General features: G+C 42.0%; 20 protein-coding genes and 2 tRNA genes. 4 read left to right on the top strand and 18 right to left on the bottom strand.

Going from position 1 to position 21,430, the window contains the following annotated elements; all coding sequences use genetic code 11:
* Window positions 1-22: 22 nt before the first annotated feature.
* The 4 genes from I592_RS03445 to I592_RS03430 all read right to left on the bottom strand — a co-directional run bounded on the left by I592_RS03445 (window position 23) and on the right by I592_RS03430 (window position 5,082).
* Window positions 23-658, bottom strand: a complete 636-nt coding sequence (locus tag I592_RS03445) for a redox-sensing transcriptional repressor Rex (protein WP_010781612.1) — start codon at window positions 656-658, stop codon at window positions 23-25.
* A gap of 145 nt (window positions 659-803) precedes the next feature.
* Entirely contained in the window at window positions 804-2,012 is a 1,209-nt protein-coding gene (gene thiI, locus I592_RS03440; RefSeq protein WP_010781613.1) for a tRNA uracil 4-sulfurtransferase ThiI, read from the bottom strand.
* A 33-nt stretch (window positions 2,013-2,045) separates the two neighbouring features.
* Window positions 2,046-3,188, bottom strand: coding sequence for a cysteine desulfurase family protein (locus I592_RS03435; protein WP_010781614.1), 1,143 nt, complete (start codon window positions 3,186-3,188; stop codon window positions 2,046-2,048).
* Between the two features lie 172 nt (window positions 3,189-3,360).
* Window positions 3,361-5,082, bottom strand: a complete 1,722-nt coding sequence (locus I592_RS03430) for a septation ring formation regulator EzrA (protein ID WP_010781615.1) — start codon at window positions 5,080-5,082, stop codon at window positions 3,361-3,363.
* A 317-nt stretch (window positions 5,083-5,399) separates the two neighbouring features.
* Between I592_RS03430 and I592_RS03425 the strand changes: the two genes are divergently transcribed.
* Window positions 5,400-6,752: an aspartate kinase gene (locus I592_RS03425; protein ID WP_010781616.1), complete on the top strand. Its 1,353-nt coding sequence runs from the start codon at window positions 5,400-5,402 to the stop codon at window positions 6,750-6,752.
* 22 nt (window positions 6,753-6,774) lie between these two features.
* Here I592_RS03425 and I592_RS03420 read toward each other — a convergent pair whose 3' ends face one another.
* Genes I592_RS03420 through I592_RS03410 form a run of 3 tightly spaced genes read right to left on the bottom strand, consistent with a single transcriptional unit; the run spans window position 6,775 to window position 9,020 of the window.
* Window positions 6,775-7,287 carry a pyrophosphohydrolase domain-containing protein gene (locus tag I592_RS03420; RefSeq protein WP_010781617.1) on the bottom strand — a complete coding sequence of 171 codons (513 nt, stop codon included), beginning with the start codon at window positions 7,285-7,287 and terminating at the stop codon, window positions 6,775-6,777.
* 52 nt (window positions 7,288-7,339) lie between these two features.
* Window positions 7,340-8,176, bottom strand: a complete 837-nt coding sequence (locus I592_RS03415) for a Cof-type HAD-IIB family hydrolase (RefSeq protein WP_010781618.1) — start codon at window positions 8,174-8,176, stop codon at window positions 7,340-7,342.
* Between the two features lie 13 nt (window positions 8,177-8,189).
* A complete protein-coding gene (locus I592_RS03410) occupies window positions 8,190-9,020 on the bottom strand; it encodes a DUF72 domain-containing protein (protein WP_010781619.1) in 831 nt (276 codons plus the stop codon).
* 89 nt (window positions 9,021-9,109) lie between these two features.
* Between I592_RS03410 and I592_RS03405 the strand changes: the two genes are divergently transcribed.
* Window positions 9,110-10,084: an asparaginase gene (locus I592_RS03405; protein ID WP_010781620.1), complete on the top strand. Its 975-nt coding sequence runs from the start codon at window positions 9,110-9,112 to the stop codon at window positions 10,082-10,084.
* Between the two features lie 30 nt (window positions 10,085-10,114).
* Here the strand turns inward: I592_RS03405 and I592_RS03400 are convergent, their stop codons facing one another.
* The 6 genes from I592_RS03400 to I592_RS03375 form a co-directional block, all read right to left on the bottom strand.
* Window positions 10,115-10,852 carry an acyl-[acyl-carrier-protein] thioesterase gene (locus I592_RS03400; RefSeq protein WP_010781621.1) on the bottom strand — a complete coding sequence of 246 codons (738 nt, stop codon included), beginning with the start codon at window positions 10,850-10,852 and terminating at the stop codon, window positions 10,115-10,117.
* Window positions 10,853-11,686, bottom strand: a complete 834-nt coding sequence (locus I592_RS03395) for a fructosamine kinase family protein (RefSeq protein ID WP_010781622.1) — start codon at window positions 11,684-11,686, stop codon at window positions 10,853-10,855.
* A gap of 12 nt (window positions 11,687-11,698) precedes the next feature.
* Window positions 11,699-12,484, bottom strand: a complete 786-nt coding sequence (locus tag I592_RS03390) for a tyrosine-protein phosphatase (RefSeq protein WP_010781623.1) — start codon at window positions 12,482-12,484, stop codon at window positions 11,699-11,701.
* Between the two features lie 223 nt (window positions 12,485-12,707).
* The gene (locus I592_RS03385; RefSeq protein ID WP_010781624.1) at window positions 12,708-14,036 is read right to left on the bottom strand and encodes a C1 family peptidase; all 1,329 of its coding nucleotides are present in this window, start codon (window positions 14,034-14,036) and stop codon (window positions 12,708-12,710) included.
* Window positions 14,037-14,093: 57 nt separating this feature from the next.
* Complete coding sequence (locus I592_RS03380) at window positions 14,094-15,065, bottom strand: acyltransferase family protein (protein ID WP_010781625.1); 972 nt, start codon at window positions 15,063-15,065, stop codon at window positions 14,094-14,096.
* Between the two features lie 179 nt (window positions 15,066-15,244).
* Window positions 15,245-15,318, bottom strand: a tRNA-Asn gene (locus I592_RS03375).
* Window positions 15,319-15,444: 126 nt separating this feature from the next.
* On the opposite strand from I592_RS03375, the gene I592_RS03370 reads away from it, so the two are divergent.
* Window positions 15,445-16,611, top strand: coding sequence for a serine hydrolase domain-containing protein (locus I592_RS03370; RefSeq protein WP_010781626.1), 1,167 nt, complete (start codon window positions 15,445-15,447; stop codon window positions 16,609-16,611).
* Between the two features lie 114 nt (window positions 16,612-16,725).
* Window positions 16,726-16,798, top strand: a tRNA-Thr gene (locus I592_RS03365).
* Window positions 16,799-16,926: 128 nt separating this feature from the next.
* On the opposite strand, the gene I592_RS03360 is transcribed toward I592_RS03365, so the two are convergent.
* The 5 genes from I592_RS03360 to I592_RS03340 are packed head-to-tail and all read right to left on the bottom strand — an operon-like array spanning window position 16,927 to window position 21,347.
* On the bottom strand, window positions 16,927-17,328 hold the full coding sequence (locus I592_RS03360) for a PTS sugar transporter subunit IIA (protein ID WP_010781627.1): 402 nt from the start codon (window positions 17,326-17,328) through the stop codon (window positions 16,927-16,929).
* Window positions 17,329-17,353: 25 nt separating this feature from the next.
* Window positions 17,354-18,163, bottom strand: a complete 810-nt coding sequence (locus I592_RS03355; RefSeq protein WP_010781628.1) for a PTS system mannose/fructose/sorbose family transporter subunit IID — start codon at window positions 18,161-18,163, stop codon at window positions 17,354-17,356.
* Window positions 18,150-19,049: a PTS mannose/fructose/sorbose/N-acetylgalactosamine transporter subunit IIC gene (locus I592_RS03350; RefSeq protein WP_010781629.1), complete on the bottom strand. Its 900-nt coding sequence runs from the start codon at window positions 19,047-19,049 to the stop codon at window positions 18,150-18,152. The genes I592_RS03355 and I592_RS03350 overlap by 14 nt, the downstream gene beginning before the upstream one ends.
* An 11-nt stretch (window positions 19,050-19,060) precedes the next feature.
* Window positions 19,061-19,540 (bottom strand): PTS sugar transporter subunit IIB, encoded by a 480-nt coding sequence (locus I592_RS03345; RefSeq protein WP_010781630.1) that lies wholly within the window; start codon window positions 19,538-19,540, stop codon window positions 19,061-19,063.
* A 34-nt stretch (window positions 19,541-19,574) separates the two neighbouring features.
* Entirely contained in the window at window positions 19,575-21,347 is a 1,773-nt protein-coding gene (locus tag I592_RS03340) for a glycoside hydrolase family 35 protein (protein ID WP_010781631.1), read from the bottom strand.
* Window positions 21,348-21,430: the final 83 nt, after the last annotated feature.

Below are 21,430 nucleotides of genomic sequence, written 5' to 3'. Positions count from 1 at the left end.
GAAGTAGGATTCTTGTAAAGCCCTACTGTCCATCAAAATAAATCAACGTCTGCAATTCCGATGTCAAATCAATGTAATGGACATGAACATTGTCAGGGACGTTTAATGGGTCCGGTGCAAAATTCAAAATGGCGGTAATTCCGTTGTCCACCAATTGATCAATCGCTTTTTGTGCATTTTGGCTAGGCACCGTCGAGATGGCAACGGTGATTTTTTCTTTTGCCAGCACCTCGTCCATTTCTTCAATTGAAAAAACAGGATACCCGCAAATCTCTTTTCCAATTTTTTCAGGATCATTGTCAAAGGCACAGACGATCGTCAAATTCTCATTCCGTCGAAAATTATTGTTCAGCAAGGCTTGGCCCAAATTACCACAGCCGATCAAGGCGATCCGCTTCTCTTCTTTGGTCTCCAGCATATCACTGAAAACTTTGATCAAGTCGCTGACATTGTAGCCATAGCCGCTGCGGCCCAGTTCACCAAAATGGGAAAAGTCGCGGCGAATCGTCGCTGAACCGACTTGGATCATTTTACTCAGTTCAGAAGATTTGACACGGGTAACACCATTTTTTTCCAATCCTTTCAAATAACGCAAATACAAAGATAATCTTTTTGTTGTAGCTTTTGATAATTGTGGTTTTTGAATGATCCGCTCCATGATCGCACTCCTTTTTCGTATGGATGACTGTACTGGTCCTCACTGTTTGTTAAATACTTCACATATAGAATTCTAACATGTCCGAATAGTAATAACAATCTTTTGACAAAAAAAGAGCAAGAAAGTGGCTTTCTTGCTCAACGTACTATAAAAAGTCTGCGAATTCTTTTGCTTTTTCTGTTTTTTCAGGCGTGATTTCTTCGATCTTTATTCCAGCCAAGCAACGCGCCATCAACCCTTCAATATCAAACCGCTCTTCCAATTCCAAAACCTTATCCAATTTTGGACGCGTCTTTGGTTGCGGCGGCGCGAAAATCGTACAGCAATCCTCAAAAGGCTGGATGGCAATTTGGAAGGTATCGATCTTTTCTGCTAGCTCGATGATCTCCGTTTTATCCATCGTAACAACCGGACGGATGATTGGTGTAGCCGTCACCTCGTTGATCGCTACCATACTATGCAACGTTTGTGAGGCTACTTGTCCCAAAGACTCCCCGTTAACAATCACTAACCCATGACGCATCTCACGAATGGCGTCTGTTACGCGCAGCATCATCCGGCGTGTCAGAGTCATCCAATAGCCTTGCGGACTATGCTGTTTGATTTCTTCTTGAATCTCTGTGAAGGGCACTTCAATAAACTGAATACAACCAACGTAAGGTGTCAATTTTTCTGTAAGATCCTTCGCTTTTTGCAACGCTTGTTCGCTGGTATATGGCGGGCTCGCAAAATGAACCGCCTCAATTTCGACGCCGCGCTTCATAGCTAAATACCCAGCAACAGGAGAATCGATCCCGCCAGACAGCATCAACATTCCTCGGCCGCTCGTTCCAACGGGCAAGCCACCCGCACCTTTGATCGTTTCGTAGGAAAGATAGGCACTGTCACGACGTATTTCAACACGTAAATTGATATCAGGATGCTTCATCTGTGCGCGAATCTCTGGACAGACGTCCATGACTGCATCCCCTAGGTATTGTTGGATCTCGTGACTGTCCAACTCAAAATTGTGGTCGCTGCGTTTTGCCGTAATTTTAAATGTTTCTTTTCCGGTATAAATTTCTTGCATGATTTGTTGTGTCATTTGCTTCAAAGCATCCAGGTTTTTGTCTACTTGAATGCTTGGTGAAAAAGTTTGAATCCCGAAAACTTTTTCTAATCTTGGTAACACCAAATGGCTATCTTCCCCATTTAGCAAGATATGCATCCGGTCTCTGTCAGCATGAATCTTTAAGTTAGGAAACTCTGCCAATGCCCCCCGAACATTTTGCGCTAAGCGCATAATAAAGCTGCGGCGATTTTTACCTTTCGTTGATAACTCGCCGTAGCGCACCATAATCTCAGTATATTGCACGATCATTCTCCTTCATTTATAAAAGCATATCCGTTAATTGATTTTTGAAAATTTTTCATAGAGATGATTGAATACCACCATGAATTGTTCCGCTTCTGCCATCGTATTCGCTTCATCCAAGCTTACACGAACCGCCGTTGTCGCCGTATCATGGGGAACATTCATCGCATGCAAGGTCGAACTGTCGACTTTTTTCCGACTAGAGCAAGCACTTGTTGTGGATACAAAAATTTGCTTCTCCTCAAGGGCATGCACAAGAACTTCCCCGCGAATCCCCTTGATTCCAAAGGTCAAAATATGAGGCGCAAAATGTTCGTTTCCCGAAAAAACCGTTACTTTCTCATAACTTGAGAGTGCTTCTTTTAAATACTGGCGAATGAGCGCAGTGTGATCCGGTCTCTCTGCCTTTTTCTCAAGATGTAATCGCAAGGCTCGACTCATAGCTACGATCGCGGGAAGATTCTCCGTGGTTGCTCGTTGTCCACTCTCTTGTCCGCCACCATTTAAGAGCGGTGCTAATTTTCGTCCTGATTTCCAGTAAATAAATCCAACACCTCGAGGTCCGTGAAATTTATGTGCCGAAAAAGTAGCAAAATCGACCCGAGGCGTGAACCATTTATTTTCGTCCACTTTTCCGATTGCTTGGACCGCATCTACGTGAAAATGGATGGTGGGATACTTTTCTAATACTTCACTGATGGCTTCGATCGGTTGAATAGCACCAATCTCGTTGTTGACACCCATAACGGAAACTAGGATTGTTTCTGGACGGATCAATGCAGCAAGCTTGTCTACTTGCACAAACCCCTTCTCATCAACAGGTGCAATACTCACCTCGAAGCCGAGCTCTTTTAATTGCCCTGCTGTGCGGCTAACTGCTGGATGCTCCACACTAGAGATAATTAGGTGATTGCCATACTCTTTTTTTGCAATTGCTGTTCCTTTAAGTACCCAATTGTCGCCTTCTGTGCCACCGCTTGTAAAGAAAATCTCCTTTGCCTCCACGTGCAGCAGTTCAGCGATTTGATTGCGTGCCTGTTGCAGTAATCGTGTCGCCTGCGTTCCTAAATCATGGAGACTCGACGGATTGCCCATGATACGTTGACTGGTCTTAACATATGTATCAAGTGCCAACGGATAAATGGCCGTCGTTGCACTATTATCAAAATAAATCATTTTCTGACCTTCCTTCAAAAATTCTTTCCTATTATAGCGAGAATGTTGCGAGTCTTCAAGTGTTCCTTGAAAACACGAGTATTTTCCTAAGCATTTAGTGATTCTTCCTCTCATTTTACCTACAAGTTTTCCAACTATTTAAGCGCAAAAAAAAGCTGAGCAAACGCTCAGCTTAAACTAAATCTCGGTTATTGAAATAGAAATCTTCAATTCGTTTAAAAGCACCTGGCTCAACACGTTCAAGGGCTGTTCCGATCTCATCAAGAGCATCTTGATAACGGTACTCTTTATTGAACAATTCCAAACTATTATCGATCGCATTCTTGATTTCAGGGTGCGTATGGCGATAACGGTTTGCGTATTGCATCATTTGTTCAGTCAATGCTGCAGCATCAACTAGATCATAGGTTTTTTGGTCTAATAGTTCCATGTCTTCATCACAAAGACTAACCAATTTATTGATGTCTTGCATATTGATGCGAATTTTATTTAACGCTTTGCTCAACTCTTCAACACGATCTGTTGCAACAAAGAAGAATTCTAGATAATCTCCAGGCAGACCTGGTAAACGTTGTTGTTCAACATACCGTTTTAGATTGCGCAGACGGAATTCGTATTTCTCGATTTTCTCAGAGGCTTCTTTCTCGCCTTTTCTTAAATCGTGCAAATCGTCATCGATTTCAACTTGTTTTGTCTCAATGTCGTCTAATACTTTAAACGCATCTTTGTAGAATACTTGAACCTCTGAATAAGACAATTCATGCTTATCAATTTGTGGTTCCATGTTGCGGTAGCGACGTTCCAATTCTTCGATCTCCGTTTGGAACCCGCGTGCACGACCTAATTCATTGTTGTTCAACGCGTAGCTTTGAGACGTATGATCCAACTCCACCATTAATTGATGATTGTTGCGAGAAGCATGCCCAATGTATTCCCCGATCGTCTTACGATTCGTCAAAACATATTTTTTCGCTTCAAATTCTTTTTCCAGCAACGCGTACAGGTCATCGATCAACTCAGCCGTTTCTTTGTTGGCTGTCTCTACAGTCCCCAACTCGATTTTTTCCAAATCTTCCAACGAACGTTCCACGTGTTTCTTCACTTTGTCCAAACGTTCTTCGAAATCGTCTTCTGGTAAAACGAAGTGATCAAGCATCATTTTGTTGTACGTCTTTTCTAACTCATCAATCTGACTTGGGAATGTTTTATCTAAATCTTCATAAATTGCAGGAACTTTCTGCATCGTCTCTTGCACTTCATAGGTGTGCTTTTCAGCATCGTCTAACACTTCGCGGGCCTCAATTGGATCGCCCGATGTATTTAACGTAACGAACTGTGTAAATTCGATTTCAACATTTTTGACCTGTTTTTGAATTTCTGGTAACGCAGGACCAAAGCTGTCTTTCTTTTCCTTTAAATCTTTCTTCAGCTCTTCGAAGACATCTAACGCTTGCTGTACAGCTAACGAATTCCGTTCTTCTGTTTCACGTAATTCCTTTAACCCAGTACGAATGCTTTCTACTTCTTCTTCCATATCAGTCATCGTACGTTCTGCGCTTTCGATCGCTGATTTGCCCTTCATGAAGCGGAACGTTTCATTTTGACTCTCAACTTCAAAGATTTGACTTTCAAGTTCAGCAAAAGATTTTGTCGAAACATCCGTCCACTTTTGGTTCCATTCACGGAAAGTATTCTGACTTTGACCAACCAAGTGCATTTTCTTTACTTCGTCGACTTCCTCTACAACAGGAAGATCGAATAACGCTTCTTTCCTTTTATCAAGTTCTTTTAAGCGTTCTTGATTTTTTTTCTTCATCAGATAACCAATCAAGTATAAAACGGCAGCCAATATGACTAAGCCGATAACGATCCCTATGATTACATTACTTCCCATGTATGATTTTCCTTTCAACTATCAAGATTCAGTTTATTTAATGGTTCATTATTTTTCTGTTTTTTGGCGAAAACATCTAACGTAGATTATAACACAAAAGACATTTCTCTTCACTAGCTAGTTTTGAATTCATTCAAAAATGTTTATCGCACAGTCACTCCTCATACTAGCATTTTTTAATTACTGCTTCAATTCCTATAAATTTAAGATTGTTGTAATTTTATAAAGTTTTCTGCTCATGAAAGCGTCGAATCCCCTTGAAATTGTTGAACTTTTCAGATAATATTAAAGCCACATTAAAATAAGAGGTGATTAAAGTGAAAGTGATTAAATTTGGCGGAAGCTCTGTAGCTTCAGCTGAACAGCTAAAAAAAGTCTTAACAATCGTTTCTGACGACACTCGTCGTCGTTTCGTTGTGGTTTCTGCTCCAGGAAAGCGAACCAATAAAGACAAAAAGGTCACCGACTTATTGATTCAGTTTTACAATGCTGTAGCCTATAAACAAGAAACAGATGAATTGATCCGTGAAATCGTTGCTCGCTATACAGAAATAGCCTCCGAGTTTCACGTTGATGAGGATATTGAACACCGTTTCACTCACGAATTGCAACAACTGCAAGAAAATTATGATGAAGCAGATCCTTATGCCTTGGATAGCTTTTTAGCTAGTGGAGAAAATCTGAATGCACAATTAATCGCAGCGTGTTTCCGCAAAAGTGGTATGAAGGCGCGCTACATTAATCCAAAGGAACTAGGTATTACAGTTTCTGATGAACCACAAAATGCCCGAATCTTGGAGGAGTCTTACGAAAAGATTTATGAGTGGCGGGAAACGGAAGAAATTTTGATCATTCCCGGCTTTTTTGGGTATACACGTGATGGGCATCTATGTACTTTTTCTCGAGGCGGTTCGGATATCACCGGATCGATCGTTGCTGCCGGTTTGAAGGCTGATTTATATGAAAACTTTACCGATGTTGACGGTATCTTTGCAGCAAGTCCAAAATATATCCATGCACCCGAATTGATTCAATGTGCGACGTATCGGGAGATTCGCGAACTCACTTACGCTGGATTTACAGTCTTTCATGATGAGGCCTTAATGCCAGCTTTTAAAGCGCAAATCCCCGTGATCATAAAAAATACGAATAATCCGGAATGCCAAGGAACTTTGATTAAAAAAGACTTCGAGAACGAGAGTCGCAATGAGGTCGTTGGTGTAGCCAGTGACGGCGGCTTTTGCGGGATTACGGTGGGTAAATATTTATTGAATAGAGAAGTCGGGATCGTTCGGCGGATATTGCAAATTCTTGAAGATCTGCATATTGGTTTTGAACACATGCCCTCTGGTATTGACGACATCTCCATTATTTTGCGCGAGCGTCAATTGACACGCGACATCGAAGCAGAATTAATGAAACAAATAGAAGAAAAAATCAAACCCGATCAGTTGTCCATCGAGCATGGCCTTTCAGTAGTCGCCCTTGTTGGTGAAGGAATGCGCGAACGGCCGGGGATTACCTCAGACAGCACCGCAGCACTGGCTCGAAAAAATGTCAATCTGCGAATGATCTCTCAGGGCGCCGATGAACGCAGCATCATCTTTACTATCCGCAGTGAGCACGAACGCCTCGCTGTTCGATCTCTGTACTACACGTTCTTTGATTAGAAGTATAAAAAAGGAAAAGCCGTTAACTTTCGGCTTTTCCTTTTTGTCTATCTAATTCTTTTTTGATCAAAGGCTCGGGGGCATAGTTTTCCTGCCAATCCTCCGGTTTCATCACTTTATTTGTTACTGGATGGTAACGCGGCTTTCCATCAGGAAAGAGTTTCCCCATATTGGCACGATGAACAATTTCAAAAATCGGCTGAGGGTCTACTCCGATCAATGCGAATGATCCATACGTAAAATACAATAGATCTGTTAAGGCGTCGACTTCCGAAATCAATGCATCTTCCACTGGTTCTGCTTTTGCTAGAACCTTTTCTTTTGCTTGATCGACACTTTCATGAAGTTTTTTTACTAAGTCTTCAAACTCTGCTTCATTTCCTTCAGCGACACCATATAAAAACTCAACGATTTCTTCCGCCTTAAAACCTGCCCGAAAACTTCCCCGATCTTTTGTAAATGCTCTTGGGGCCTCCGGCGGTGCGGGGGCAAAAGTCTGGTGGAACTCTCTTGCCATTTGATATGGTTCTTTCATATATAAAAACTCCCTATTCCAATTAACTATATAATTAAGAGAAATGATTTCCCTAAATAATTTCAAAATGTTTCAATGCTTGATAAATGCCGTCTTTTTCATTTGTAGCAGTAACATAGTCCGCTTGCTCTTTCACTTCAGACAATCCATTGCCCATTGCGACTCCGATCCCAACCTTTCGAATCATCTCAATGTCGTTATAATGATCTCCAAACGCCATCACTTCGTCTAGGTTGATGCCCGCAGCTTTAGTAAATTCTAGAATCCCCTGATATTTTGAGCCATCCTTGGGTACAATATCAACAGAATAGGGATTGGATCGCTGAAAAGAACAATCTGGCAATAACTCTTTCAATCGAGAAGCCTCATTTTCTGCACTGAACAGAACACATTGATAGATCGGTTCTTGCAAGATCGTCAATTTTTTATAACGACCCTTTTCTCGATTGGGACTAAACGATTGCAGCAGCCTTCGCGTCGATCGTACTGGAAACCACTTTGGCATCCAGCCAGCAATTCGTTTCAAGAACGATTTTTGCGACCACTTCATCAAATGACTGCCGTCCACTCGCCGACGTCCACCGAATATGATCTGACGGTGCTCCCTATCAGCGAATGCAACGATACGTTGCAATGTCTCGGGTGAAAATGGACGAAGATAAATTTCTTTTTCTTTTGTATAGACCACTTGACCATTGTAGGTAACAAAAACATCCAATGGCAAATAATCGATTCTTTCTTTGATTTTTACTGGCCCTCTTCCTGTTGCGACTCCGCAAAATATCCCTTGCTCTTGGGCTAATCGGATTGCTTCACGTGTGGTATCCAGTACTTTTGAATCACTTGTGATTAATGTTCCGTCAATATCAAAAAAAATGGCTTTTATCATGGCACTCCCTCGTTTAGAATAAATCGATTTGGCTCGGATTCAGTCCCTCATACTCCAAGTTGAGAATCTTTTTTATGTGCATCGCATTGTCCGCCGCGTCACCGCCGGAATTGTTATTAAAAATAACGCCAACTTCCTTCGTATCCTGGGCGACTTGCTGGATTTTCTCACCTAATGATTCCAGTTCAGCCTGATTGTAACGGTACAATGTGCGTTTTTTGCGCCAATCCCCCGTGCGATCATTCCAATAGGCTTGGTTCCTTCCATGGAATCGGAACAAGCTGAAGGTGTTGTTTGTCACTGTCGTATCTAATGGTACTGTATCTGGCAATTGCGGCTCATCCACCATCACCAGGCTAAAATTTAGTGATTGCATGAGCTGATGCGTCTTTTCGATAAACTCTTTGGCATACCAGCTGTAGTCTCTCAGCTCGATTGCGACTGGTAAATTTGGAAAGAGCTCCCGCAGCGTTTCTAAGTAGGCAACACTTTCTTTCGTACACTTAAATTGTGCCGGAAATTGCGCTAAAAAGCAAAATAACTTTTTACTTTCGATCATCGGTTGCAGGGTTTCTAAAAAATGCTCCTGCATTGCGGCCATAGAAGGATAACTATCCTGCCATTTACTTTGTCCTGTGAATCCTGAATACAGTTTCACCACAAAACGAAACTCTTCAGGAACTTGAGATAACCAATTTTCGACAGACTTTTTCGTGGCAATGCCGTAATAGTTCGTGTCTAACTCGACCAATGGCAAGTAGCCGGCGTATTCATACAAGGACGAGTTCTTTTTTCCAGTCAAACTAATGTGTTCATTAAAAGAAGTTAATCCAATTCGAATCATACAATCCTAGCCTCCTTCTGTTTCATAGTATACAATAAGCTTAGCAAAAAATTAGCAACAATGCGCTAATAATGAATGGAGTAATCATAATGAAACGGATTTTGATTTTGCACACAGGCGGAACGATCTCAATGAGCCAAGATGCGGATGGCGCTGTTCGTCCAGATAAAAAAAATCCTTTGTTAGCAGCCGGCCAGGAATTACGTTTGCCTGCTGATATTGAATTAATTGTAGAAGATTTCTCGAACTTGCCTTCTCCTCACATCACTGTTGAGACGATGTTTGAATTGAAAGAACGCATCAAAGCAGCCAAAGAGGAAGGACTCGATAGTGTCGTTATCACTCACGGAACAGACACGTTAGAGGAAACAGCCTATTTTCTAGAAATGACGATTGGCGACCGGATGCCGATCATTTTAACAGGTGCCATGCGCTCGATCAACGAGCTGGGAAGTGACGGTCTTTATAATTTCGAGTGCGCCATACGAGTAGCTGCTTCAGAGAACGCTATTGGGAAAGGTGTGCTGGTAGTCATGAACGACGAGGTCCACAGTGCGCGTTATGTTACGAAGACCCATACGACGAATGTCGCGACCTTCAGAACACCTACCTTAGGCCCGATCGGATTAGTCACAAAATCAAAAATTCTTTTCAAGCAAGAATTGCCCGCGACCACACGCTATGACATTGAGAGCTTCGATGCCATGATTCCTATTATTAAAGTCTTTGCCGGGATGCAGGGGGATTTCTTTGAACTATTAGATCAAGGAATTACTGTTGACGGCATCGTTGTGGAGGCTTTAGGGGCTGGAAATTTGCCGCCGCAAACATTACCGCCTTTTTATCATTTATTGGAAAAAGGACTGCCCATCGTTTTAGTTTCGCGCTGCTTCAATGGCATCGCCGAACCTGTTTATGACTATCATGGCGGCGGTGTGGAATTGGCACAGCATGGTGTGATCTTCTGTAATGGGATCAACAGCCAAAAAGCTAGATTAAAACTACTCATTGCTTTGAACGCGAATCTTTCAAAAAAAGAACTGAAGCGTTTTTTAGAAGAATAACAAAAAAAGAAGCGGGATCGAAAAATCGATTCAGCTTCTTTTTTGCCATAGAATATTTGCTTCACACGCGAGTTGATCGCCCAAACGGATCTCGTGGCGCGTTTTTACTTCTTCTCCATCAACTATTTCATAATAGCTTTCGATGTCATTGCCGTATAAGACTTCTTTATCGAATTTGACATTCACATAGCTGGCTTCGTGTTGTGTCATAAAATCATATCCAAGAACATCGATCAGCCAATTGAAGTACATGGCATTATTCACGTGATGATTGCTGTCAAGATCGTAATAGCGAACATGGTACAGCTGCTTCTGGTTTCCTTCGACCTTTTCGATTTTTGGCCAGCGATGAATCTTTTTGATTGGTGTAGACTCAAAAGGAGCCATCAATTCTGCATCCACACTGCTCATCTTTCGATTCTCAATGTCCATCAACACAAATGACATGTTGATTTTTACGATTTCTTCTCCTGCTTCGTCATATACGTAGTAGCTCCGATAACAGAAAAATCGATTGAATTCTGTCGGAACTGTCGTTATGTTGATGTGCTCGCCAACTTGAGGCAATCGATCAATCGTTACCTCCGTTTGTGTGATCACCCATGTGATGCCTAAAGTATTGATGTACTCTGTTCCTCGCTGCAACTCATCGCTTTGATCGGACGAGGCTTTTATTGCTACACTTAACAACGCTGGAAATGTCATATTTTGATTGATATCGCACTCGTAATAGGCGACTTCATGATTGATGGTGTATCTTTTTCCCAATTACTTTCCTCCTAAAGCTAAAACACGATCTACCGCATTCCCATAACTCTCACCAAAAATATTCAGATGAACGAGTAGATAGTACAGTTGATAAACCGCAAGTCGATCTTGCCAACCTGCACGCATCGGTGAAATTTCCTGATAGCTGTCAATAAACTCCTGGCGAAACCCGCCAAAAAGCTGTGACATGGCTAGATCCATTTCTCGATGACCATAAGATACTGCTGGATCGACAAAGACGGGCTGCCCGTGAATGTCAAAAAAGGTATTGCCGCTCCAGAAATCTCCATGCAGCAGAGTTGGTTCAAAAGACATTGTACCCCATTTTTGATAGACCCACTCTTTAAATAACTGATAATTTTTTTCCCTCTGCGTAGTCCAATGATTTCGCTCGTTCGCTATTTTGATTTGAACCTCTAACCGATTCGCGAAATAAAAGGACCACCAATCTTTTGATTTTGTATTGATCTGAGGCAGAAGCCCCATAAAATTATTTCTTTTATACCCAAAATTGAGGGCCTTCATCCCATGAAGTTTGCTTAATTCAAGGGCCAGATCCTTTTGATCTCCCTCGCCAGGCTCGATCCATTCCATTAAAAGAAAGGCCGCGTCCTCATAACTTCCGTGTTGATAGGTCTCAGGTACGCGCACCGCATTCCCCAGTTCCTTCAATCCGTCGACCTCTGCTTGAAAAAAATCAGCTGTCATTTGTGGATGGTATTTCAAAAAATAATCCTGATCGCCGTCTGTGACGCGGTAGGCTTGATTGATATCTCCGCCGCCAATGGGTACAGCTTTTGAATGCAGGTTTAAATAATTTAGCAATGCCTCCATTTTATCCACTCCTCACAGTAAATAGATTTTTTTCAAATCGTTGATCTCTTGTGTTGATACGCCGATACCGTCATGAATAAATGCTGCTACCGTTCCATACTGCTCCTTGATTTTTTCAAAGCTGGTTTGCAAATAAATTTCTTTCGCTGACATCATATCTTCGATGCCATGCAAAGCTTCCGCAGGTACACCAGCAAGTTCAGCCTTCTCGTACATCTCCTGTACGACTATTTTTAAATAACGATTTGTGGCTAGATAATCTGTCATGATCGTTTCATTATCCACCCCAAAGCTGCTTAATAACAGTGCCGCCGCAAATCCAGTGCGGTCCTTTCCTGCTGTACAATGGAACAGCAGTCCTTTTTCCGCTTCACTATTGTCCAAGGCCAGATCAAAGAATTTACGGTATTGCCCTCGAACATGTGCATCTGTTACAAAATGCGTATACACCTCGATCATTTGTTGGCGCGCATTTTCGCCATTTTGCATTCGATGCATCATTTTTTTCGGCGAAGCAGAGGCCGTTTCTGTTTCTTCAATTGGAAAAATGGGAAGAAAAATATTTTCCGCTTCTGGTATGGCTTGATCCGGCTGTGTCTCGCGTTCTTCTAACGAACGAAAATCAATGACCTTTTTGATCCCATACGCGTTTAAATAATTTTTATCCTGATCATCCAGATGATTGATGCTTGCTGAACGAATCAATTTCCGATACGCTATTTTTTGCCCATCTTTTGTTTCATAGCCGCCCAACTCACGCATATTTTCTGCATGACGAACCGATAGACGTTTAGACATACAACCACTCTCCTCATTAGGTGTGCTCATTCATTACTCTCATTCATTACTATAGTAGAACGAACATCCTTTTTGCTAAAAGTATAGCACAGTGAAAAAGAAAACGCTTTTCATAGTAAGAACAAACTCGTTGAAGCCCGTCGTATTCCTCGGGTCCTCTTGTATAGAAAAATAAAATCGAAAAAGACCTGAAACAAGAATGATTGTTTCAGGTCCTCTTTCGTTACGCCAAAGCGCCCATTGGGTCCCATGGTGCGAGAACAGTTGGTTCTGCTTCAAAAGCAGCGAGCTGTTCAGGTGTTAAGAATTCTTTGCGGACAACGATTTGATAAGTATACTCATCCATCCAGTCATCGCTCATTACAAAGAAGCCATTATCCCCGACTTTTTCACCCCAGCTGTTTTCAACTTTCCATTTTTTAGATTGATCATTAATGATATCCACACCCGTCAAGACCATGGCATGCGTCATCATGCTTTCCCCGTAATCCAATCGTTCCGCTTTGGTCATGGTCAAATCGACATCAAACAAATCCTCTACATCATATGCGTCCAATGCCATGATGCCGCTGTCCCGAGTGGAGGACTGTCCGACATCACAACCAAACCAGACAGACTCGCCTTGTTCCAATTGTTTTACGGCTAATGCTTTAAAATCAGCCATTTCCAGATTCAAATACTTCACTTCTTTGCCATCGACGACATTTCCCAACATATCCACGGTATAGGATTTCATGAAGGGTTTGTCATCAGTTGGCGCATTGATGATACTTACATAGTCCTCTAAGTTCAGATCAATGTATTTTTCATAAAAGCTTTTAGGAGTTAAGTCCTGATCTAGATGATAATTTTTTTCTTCATCGCGGTATTCAAAATCGAAAGCAGCAGGCGGTGTTCCCAGTGAGATCGACAAAAGATTATAGACTTCTTGCAGCATCGCTTCTCGATTTGCTTGAATCTCTTCTTCAGTTGCTTTTTCGACTACCATTTGACGCAACAGTACGGCATGTTTACGCAATAATTTATTTAAATAATTATTTAAGTCCCGAGAATTTGAGCTATTGCTGCTTTCAGGCATCACAGCTTTTGGCACGACTCCGTATTTTTGGAAGAGTGACACGATCATGTCCCATTGTCCACCATCTTGTTGAGGCGTCTGTAATAAAAAGGCGACTTCGCGACTGGTCACATCCTGTTGCGCAGTATTCAATATATTCTCATAGAAATAATTGGCTTTTTCATATTTATCCCAAAAGAATGTGTAATTTTGCGAAAGTTCAAAGTCTTTCAACTGATATGTCGTCAATAATTTGTGACGGAAGGTATTTAGCGCCGCAAACATCCAGCAACGTCCAGATTGTTTTTGATTGGCGACTTTCCCGGTCGCAAGATCAATGGAAAAGATCGGGGTGTTCTCTACATGTGCTTGCACGTTTTCCGCAGAGGCCCGAATCCCATTTTTTACTACACCTCGTTGTAATGCGATCTGTTTAGAATTCTTTTCAAAAGCCTTACGAAAAGCTTGAGTTCGTTCGTTCGTAATTTTTGTCATAAAAAAACGCCTCCTTGCCTCTCATTTTACGCTTAATGAGGCAAAGAGACAATTAGTTTACAAACTCGGCTGTAAAACCTGCTTTCCTTTTTCGATCCATTGACCGACTCGCTTGCTTGATAGCAGGACTGTCACAAGCATACTGAAGATGAATAATACGAGGATCGCCATCGTGTTGGCCTCAATAGTCAGATCCATTGCCCGCAAGCCCTTTACTAAAAAGCCATGGAGCAAATAAACGGTCAGGGTGTTTTTTCCCCATGTAGAGAAAAAATGACGGTTCTTCGGGACTACTAATAAAAAGGCGAGAATACCCACGAGTCCAGCCGCAAAAAAGAGCAGCCGCTGCGGTCCACCAAGAATGGGGTGATTCAAATAATCTTCATAGGGTTTAGACCCGAACACCCAATATTTGTTGATCAAATCATTCCCTTTTATGAATAAAAACAATCCTCCGAACAATAAAACAGCGATCCATTTTTTAGGGTAGGTCTTCAGTTTCTCGATCCAAGACTTAGGAAGTGCATAGCCTGCCATAAAGTACGGGAAAAAAGTCAATGTTCGTTGAAGTGCCAAATAGCGGTCAAAAATCGGAAAATACCCGACCAGCAACGCTACGACTACACTGGCAAGTAAAATGCGCTTCACTGAGAAATAATTTGTCAAATGAAGCAGAACATTCCAACAGAATAGGCTCAATAGAAACCATAATGACCACTGAGGAATCCCCAAATCGAAACTAAAGGAATCCTGTAGACCGATCAGCGTATAATATCCTGAATACAGCAGTTGAAAAAATAGATACGGCACTAATAATTTTTTTACTAAATTCATAATCGGTTTCGGTCCACTTTTCGTAAAATAGCCTGATATCAAAATAAACGCCGGCATATGGAACGTGAAAATGAAATAGTACAAATCATTGTACAAAGGATGATCATCTGCAAGTGGTTGAAGAAGATGACCAAATACCACTAAGATCATCAAGAAAAGTTTTGCGTTGTCAAAATAGGCATCGCGTTTTTCCATCATATCCCTCCTTCCTCCAGTATAACGAGAATTTTTTTCAGGTTCAAAAGGATTGAACGAGTTTTAAAAAAAGGTCATCTTTTTCTCAATCTTTCCCTCATATTTAACGACTTTATTCATATAAAATTCACTTTTTAGGTGTAAAAAAATAGAGACGATCAAATGATCGTCTCTTAAGACTCCGGCAGTAGGACTCGAACCTACGACATCATGATTAACAGTCATGCGCTACTACCAACTGAGCTATGCCGGAAGAATACTTTTTTATAATAGCAATTTTTGAAGTATCGTGCAATCCTAAATTTTAAAAAAACGCCTCGTATGATACGGACCTTTAAAAAAATAATTTTTCCCATAAAACGGATCTAGGAGAATTTTTATGCCCCGTCGACTGCATCGAAAAAAAAGAAGAAAAACATCTATAAAATTTGGTTTGCTGTTCCTCCTCGCACTCATTCTTGTAGGGAGCGGAATCTACGTTGAACAAGTTCGTACAGAGCAGGCAGCCTCAGAAAAAAAGGCGGCGAACGCCCCTGAGACTCTGCCGAAAACTTCAACGACTTTTACCAATCAGCAGTCCATTGAACCTAAAAATACTTTATCCGCAAGTATCGAACAATCCTTAGTAGAAAAAGACTTTAGCGGGACTGTTCTAGTCTTTCACCATGGGCAAGTCATTTTGAATAAAGCCTATGGATGGAAAAACCAATCAAAACGAATCCGGAACACGATCAATACCCAATACTGTATTGGTTCGGTTCAAAAAGGCCAAACCGCCTATTTGATCATGCAGGCTATCAAAGCGGGAAAAATCACTATGGATGAAAAACTCAGCGCCTTTTTCCCCGAAATACCCAATAGTGACAACATCTCTATTAAAGACATGTTGAATATGAGTTCCGGTCTGCGCATCGATGAAAAGAAGATCAATGCATTGAATACAACGGATACTAAAGAAATTCTAAATGCCACGGTCCAACAAACAACTGTTGCCCCTACTGCAAGTTACTCCTATCAACCGGTGAATTATGTGCTGCTCGCCGGTGTTTTAGAAAAGGTTTATCAAAGCGACTATGATCACTTATTTGAGAAATTATTGAAGGAACCGATGGGACTTGGTGAGACCAGTTTTTACTCTGCCTCTAACACGTCTCAGGCGCTCTCTTATTCTCAAAATGTTGGGAATCCTATCTATGCACCAACAACGGCTTCCTCCTATGCCGATGAATTAGGAACAGGAAATGTCTTTATGACTTCTAGTGATCTCTATCATTATTTCCGCAACCTTTTCGATCCGCACTTTTTGACGACTGAGGAACGCACAGACCTGTTGTACACGTATCCCGGTGAAAAATATGCGAGCGGATTGTACGACATGAAGACGTATTACCATGCTCGGGGGGTAAAAGCTCGCTTTGAAGCAGTCGCTAACTTTTCTAAAGATGGCCAAAACGGAATTATCCTACTTTCAAATGTATGGAATCAGCCAAAAGGCTATAATGATTTCGCGGGTCAATTATATAAAAGAATCGCCGCCTCTGCTTAGGTGGCGATTCTTTTAAAATAATTCAGGTTATCCTTTTCAAAGGTTCTTTTTCTGACTAGGTAGTTGACAAACGACTGTTACTTCGCTATCCTATATCTTGTGTTAAATAACTATGCCGCCTTAGCTCAGCTGGTAGAGCGTTTCCATGGTAAGGAAGAGGTCGTCGGTTCAAGCCCGACAGGTGGCTCTTTTAGAAACCTTGAATATTCAAGGTTTCTTTTTTTGCAGCTCATTCTTTCGGATTAGGGAACATTTGGATAAAAAAATCGTAACGAAGCAAGAGCCAGAGGAAAATTCCTCTGGCTCTTGTATTCGTTACTCGTCTTCGTCATCGTCGCTGTTGATTCGTTCATTCACATGACAAATATTGCTTGTGGCAGCTTCGACTAATGCGAGTTCTGTTCCAATCAATTCACTATTGATAAAGTCGATTACCATCGGCATGTTCATTCCTGCGTATAGGTCAATCGCTTGGCCTTCTAAAATCATTCGCGAAACGACGTTGCAGGGGGTTCCTCCCATGAGGTCTGCTAAAACGATGAACTCATCCAATTCAGCGATCACTGCTTCAAATTTGGTTCGGAAATCTTCTGCTGATTCTGAAGGCAGCAGCCCGACAGTGTGGATACTTTTCTGTGGTCCCATGATCATTTCCGTACTCTTTTTTAATTCTTCACAAAACAATCCATGGCTGATTAAAACTAGCTCTTTGCTCATACATACTCTCCTTGTTCAGTTATCATTACTTGGAAATTACTCCTAATGCAGATAAAGCGACACACACGACTAATACGATAAAGATCGCTTTCGTAGACGTCATGTTCTTTTTACCCAGCATCCAATACACACCGCCGACGATTCCTGCGGGTAGTAAGCGCGGCAAGATCATATCCAAGTTGTTTTGCATATTCAAGGTAACGTCACCAATACTTGGTGCCCAAGAGAATTTTACATTGATCATTGTAGCAACCAAGGCACCGACCATGAATACCCCTAGCAACGTAGCAGCATCCGTTAATGCCGTCAAGCGATGCTGCATCGTTGTCACTAAAGAGATTCCTTCTCGGTAAGCAAATTCTAGCTGTTTCCAGCGGAAGATCATCACGGCGATTTGTGCAACGATCCAGATGAATATCCCAGTTGGGTTTCCATTGATCGCCATATTTGCAGCCAAGGCCCCGAAGATCGTAGGGATCAAAGCAGCGAAGATTGAATCTCCAATGGCAGCAAATGGCCCCATCAACCCGGCCTTCAACCCTGAAACTGTCTGCTTCCCGCCGATTCCCTCTTTTTCCTCAATCGCTAGATCGATCCCAGTAATGATCGTATTGAAGAAGTTGGACGTGTTAAAAAACTGTGTATGGGTTTTCATTACTTCTTTTAATTCAGGTGTATCATCGCCATAAATTTTCCGTAATTGCGGTAAGATCGTATACAAATATCCTGAGCCCTGCATCCGTTCATAGTTCCAACCTAATTGGAATGTGAACAAGCTTCTGCGATTGATCTGTTTAAAATCTTCCTTCGTCAACTTGTAATTAGATTTCGTCATCTTCGATCTCTCCTTCATCTGAATCATTGGAAGCATCCTCTTTTTTCTGTGCTGGCGCATTCGGGATCATTTGCCCATTTTTATAGCTGATCGCTGCTAAAGCAAACCCGATCAAAGCTACTGCTAACATTGGCAATGAATTGAAGACGCCCTCAAAGTTTTTCACGACACTCGCTACGCCGGTACCCAATACTTGCATATTCGTAAATACAGTCCCCAACAAAGCGGTCAAAGTGAAGCCTAGAATCAAATAAGGAAAATGTTTTTTCACTGGCAAGTAGCGAAGTAAAATAGCAAACCCGACAGCCGGTAACACCGCCCCAGCGACAGATAATCCATCACCCAGCCACTTCAGATCGCCATTTAAAACAGCCACTACTTTTTCGACAAGTCCGCCACCAAAAGCCAACGCTAGGAAAACTGGGATCATCCGAGAGAAAGACCACGGGATCGCACCCATTAGGAAATTCCGTTCAATGCCCTTGTAATTCATATCTTCCACCAATTTGTCGATTCGATGGGCAAAATACGTATTCGCAAAACGCGCCAAGATGTCCAACTGAATCATCAAGCTGGCAACGGGAACAGCGATTGCCGCAATCGCCTGCTCTGGATTCATCCCTAACGCAACTGAGAAAGCCGTTGCCAAGATCGTTCCAGAGTTGGCATCGATTTTAGAAGCTCCGCCAAAAGTTCCTACTCCAAGTACGGTCAACTGCATACTACCGCCAATAATAAGTCCAGCTTTCAAGTCCCCCATCACTAACCCGGCGAACAATCCAGCAAAAACAGGTGCACTTAATGAAGAATAAATCTGTAATTCATCCAAAATTTGATACCCTGCATATAATGTTAATAATAAGATCTGCCACCATAAGATATCCATCATTCTTCCTCCTATTTCGCTAAAAGACTCATAAAGTCTTCTGCTTTGTCACTTGGGACCATTTGTGCGATCAAGCGTACACCTTTGGCATTCAACTGGTTGAATACGTCCACGTCTTGATCCACCACATTGATTGATTTCGTGATCGAACGCGTTTCTTCCGTTTGAGACATATTCCCCACATTGATCTCTTCGATCGGTACGCCCAGCTCTACTAATTTCAATAAACGATCGGGTTTACGCGCGATGATCAATAGACGTTGGGAATCATACTTACCTGCCAAAATATTAGTTGCTGCCTTTTCAATTGGTAACACGCTCAGACGAACGCCGGCTGGTGTAGCTAATTTCAACCCGCTTTTTTCAATGTCGTTTTGTGCGACCTCATCGTCAACCACCATGATGCGCGAAATATTTAATTTCGTCGTCCATAAATTCGCTACCTGTCCGTGAATCAAGCGTCCGTCAATTCGTACTCCGATAATGCTCATACTTATCCCTCTTTCGTGTCTTTATTTCATGTCTTTATTTCATGTCTTTATATAGTGGTTCTTTTACTAAACGTATCTCTGGTTCATAGGTGCCTTCTGTTTCAAAGATAACGATCTCATTCATTCCTTCTTTTAAAAATCCTTTAGGGATGTACAGCGACACTGTCGGCCCAACTTCCCAGAAGCGCCCGATATTCACTTGATTCACGAAAACGACCCCTTTGCCGAATTTCTCTAAATCAATGAACGTGTCTTCTAGTTCATCCAACTCGAAGGTGTACCTGTAAAAACTTGGTTGACTGGGTTGCCATTCTCTCGAATAATCGACCGCTTCACAAGAATCCAGCGGCAGACTATAGTGCGTCCAACCGGTTAAAAAGTGCAGATCTGCCATTACACCAGTGCGAATGCCTTTTTTCTGAGTATCCGCGAAGAGTTTGTGTCCATAATTGACTCGGCCCATATTCTCAATCAAGAGATCCAATTGATTGTTTTCCTGAGCCATAGAAACTTGAATGTCTTCCCCGATCTCCGTTTGATATTGCGTCGCCTTCCATTCTCCATTTAAAAACAATTGACTGCGGTCACGTCCATCAATCACTCTCAAGCGTTCTTCTTCTGCATCTTTCTCGATCATCGTTCGATAAAGCAGGTAGCCTGTGTTTTGTCCCAATTGCTCCATTGTTTGGGGATAGGTTGCTTGAACAGGTTCGCTGATCGTATCCAGTGTCGCAAAGAGGCTGACCTTGTTCGCTAATGGAATAGGTTTTTTTTCGATCGTTTGCTTGATCAAGGGTTTCAATTGCTGAATCTCTGGATAGTTTTCATGGATCATTTTTTGCAACGCGTAGTATTTTTCTGTTGGATTTCCCTGTTCGTTAAGCGGAGCTTCGTAATCATAAGAAGTGATTTGCGGGAGATCGATCACACCGCGGGCGGAGCATCCATTCATGAAGCCAAAGTTCGTTCCTCCATGGAAAATGTACAGGTTGATACTGCCTTGGGCCAGAACCTCTCTCACTGCCTCAGCCAATTCCTGCGGGTCCCGTTGAATGATCGGCTCGTTCCAGCGATTGAACCAGCCATCCCAAAATTCCATACACATCAACGGCCATTTCTTCTCATGTTCTTCGAAAAAGCGCTGCATCGAAGCGAAATTTTCTTTTGCCTTGGAACCAAAATTTCCAGTCACGAGAATGCCTTCTTCGATCATGCTGCCTGCTCTCAAGGTCGCTCGCCACGGCCCATCGGATGTGAAGAAAGGCGCTGTGATCCCTCGTTCGATCATCAACTCTTTGATTGAACGTAAATACGCTTTTTCTTCCCCGTAAGATCCATACTCATTTTCGATTTGGATCATCAAAACATTCCCGCCATTTGACAGCTGATGAGGAACGATCTTGCTCATCAATACGTCGTAATACTCCGCCACATGAGCCAAGTAAGCGGGTTCATTTGTTCGAAGGCGAATGGGTTCGTTTAGCAGCCATGCTGGAAATCCGCCAAATTCCCATTCTGCACAAATATAGGGAGAGGGTCGAACGATCGCGTACAGCCCTAACTCTTGAGCAATCGTTAAAAATCGCTCCAAGTCTAGAATTCCATCAAATCGAAAGGCGCCTTTTTTAGGTTCGTGCATATTCCACGGTACATAGGTCTCTACCGTATTGAAGCCCAGAGCCTTCAAGTTATAAAGTGAATGGTACCAATCTGAAGGCTCTACCCGGAAATAATGGATCGCTCCAGATAAAATCTTGAAAGGCTTGCCATCAAGCAAAAAATCTTCTGTAATTTCAAATGTCGTCAAAAACTCACCCCTCAATGAAAGCGTTTTTATTATATTAATATATTAAATTATTTTAAATCCAAAGTCAAATAGTTTCTAATCCT

It is taken from the genome of Enterococcus gilvus ATCC BAA-350 (assembly GCF_000407545.1).
Lineage (GTDB): Bacteria > Bacillota > Bacilli > Lactobacillales > Enterococcaceae > Enterococcus_A > Enterococcus_A gilvus.
This window is presented reverse-complemented; position numbering and strand designations above follow the sequence as displayed.

Bases quoted from the DNA above. Each gene is read 5' to 3' on its own strand.
- I592_RS03355 (WP_010781628.1), bottom strand. From the start codon at position 18,163: ATGACGAAATCTAATTACAAGTTGACGAAGGAAGATTTTAAACAGATC.
- I592_RS03370 (WP_010781626.1), top strand. From the start codon at position 15,445: ATGCCCCGTCGACTGCATCGAAAAAAAAGAAGAAAAACATCTATAAAA.
- I592_RS03430 (WP_010781615.1), bottom strand. From the start codon at position 5,082: ATGGGAAGTAATGTAATCATAGGGATCGTTATCGGCTTAGTCATATTG.
- I592_RS03385 (WP_010781624.1), bottom strand. From the start codon at position 14,036: ATGACAAAAATTACGAACGAACGAACTCAAGCTTTTCGTAAGGCTTTT.
- I592_RS03415 (WP_010781618.1), bottom strand. From the start codon at position 8,176: ATGATAAAAGCCATTTTTTTTGATATTGACGGAACATTAATCACAAGT.
- I592_RS03405 (WP_010781620.1), top strand. From the start codon at position 9,110: ATGAAACGGATTTTGATTTTGCACACAGGCGGAACGATCTCAATGAGC.
- I592_RS03390 (WP_010781623.1), bottom strand. From the start codon at position 12,484: ATGTCTAAACGTCTATCGGTTCGTCATGCAGAAAATATGCGTGAGTTG.
- I592_RS03360 (WP_010781627.1), bottom strand. From the start codon at position 17,328: ATGAGCAAAGAGCTAGTTTTAATCAGCCATGGATTGTTTTGTGAAGAA.
- I592_RS03420 (WP_010781617.1), bottom strand. From the start codon at position 7,287: ATGAAAGAACCATATCAAATGGCAAGAGAGTTCCACCAGACTTTTGCC.
- I592_RS03350 (WP_010781629.1), bottom strand. From the start codon at position 19,049: ATGGATATCTTATGGTGGCAGATCTTATTATTAACATTATATGCAGGG.
- I592_RS03395 (WP_010781622.1), bottom strand. From the start codon at position 11,686: ATGGAGGCATTGCTAAATTATTTAAACCTGCATTCAAAAGCTGTACCC.
- I592_RS03345 (WP_010781630.1), bottom strand. From the start codon at position 19,540: ATGAGCATTATCGGAGTACGAATTGACGGACGCTTGATTCACGGACAG.
- I592_RS03410 (WP_010781619.1), bottom strand. From the start codon at position 9,020: ATGATTCGAATTGGATTAACTTCTTTTAATGAACACATTAGTTTGACT.
- I592_RS03435 (WP_010781614.1), bottom strand. From the start codon at position 3,188: ATGATTTATTTTGATAATAGTGCAACGACGGCCATTTATCCGTTGGCA.
- I592_RS03380 (WP_010781625.1), bottom strand. From the start codon at position 15,065: ATGGAAAAACGCGATGCCTATTTTGACAACGCAAAACTTTTCTTGATG.
- I592_RS03445 (WP_010781612.1), bottom strand. From the start codon at position 658: ATGGAGCGGATCATTCAAAAACCACAATTATCAAAAGCTACAACAAAA.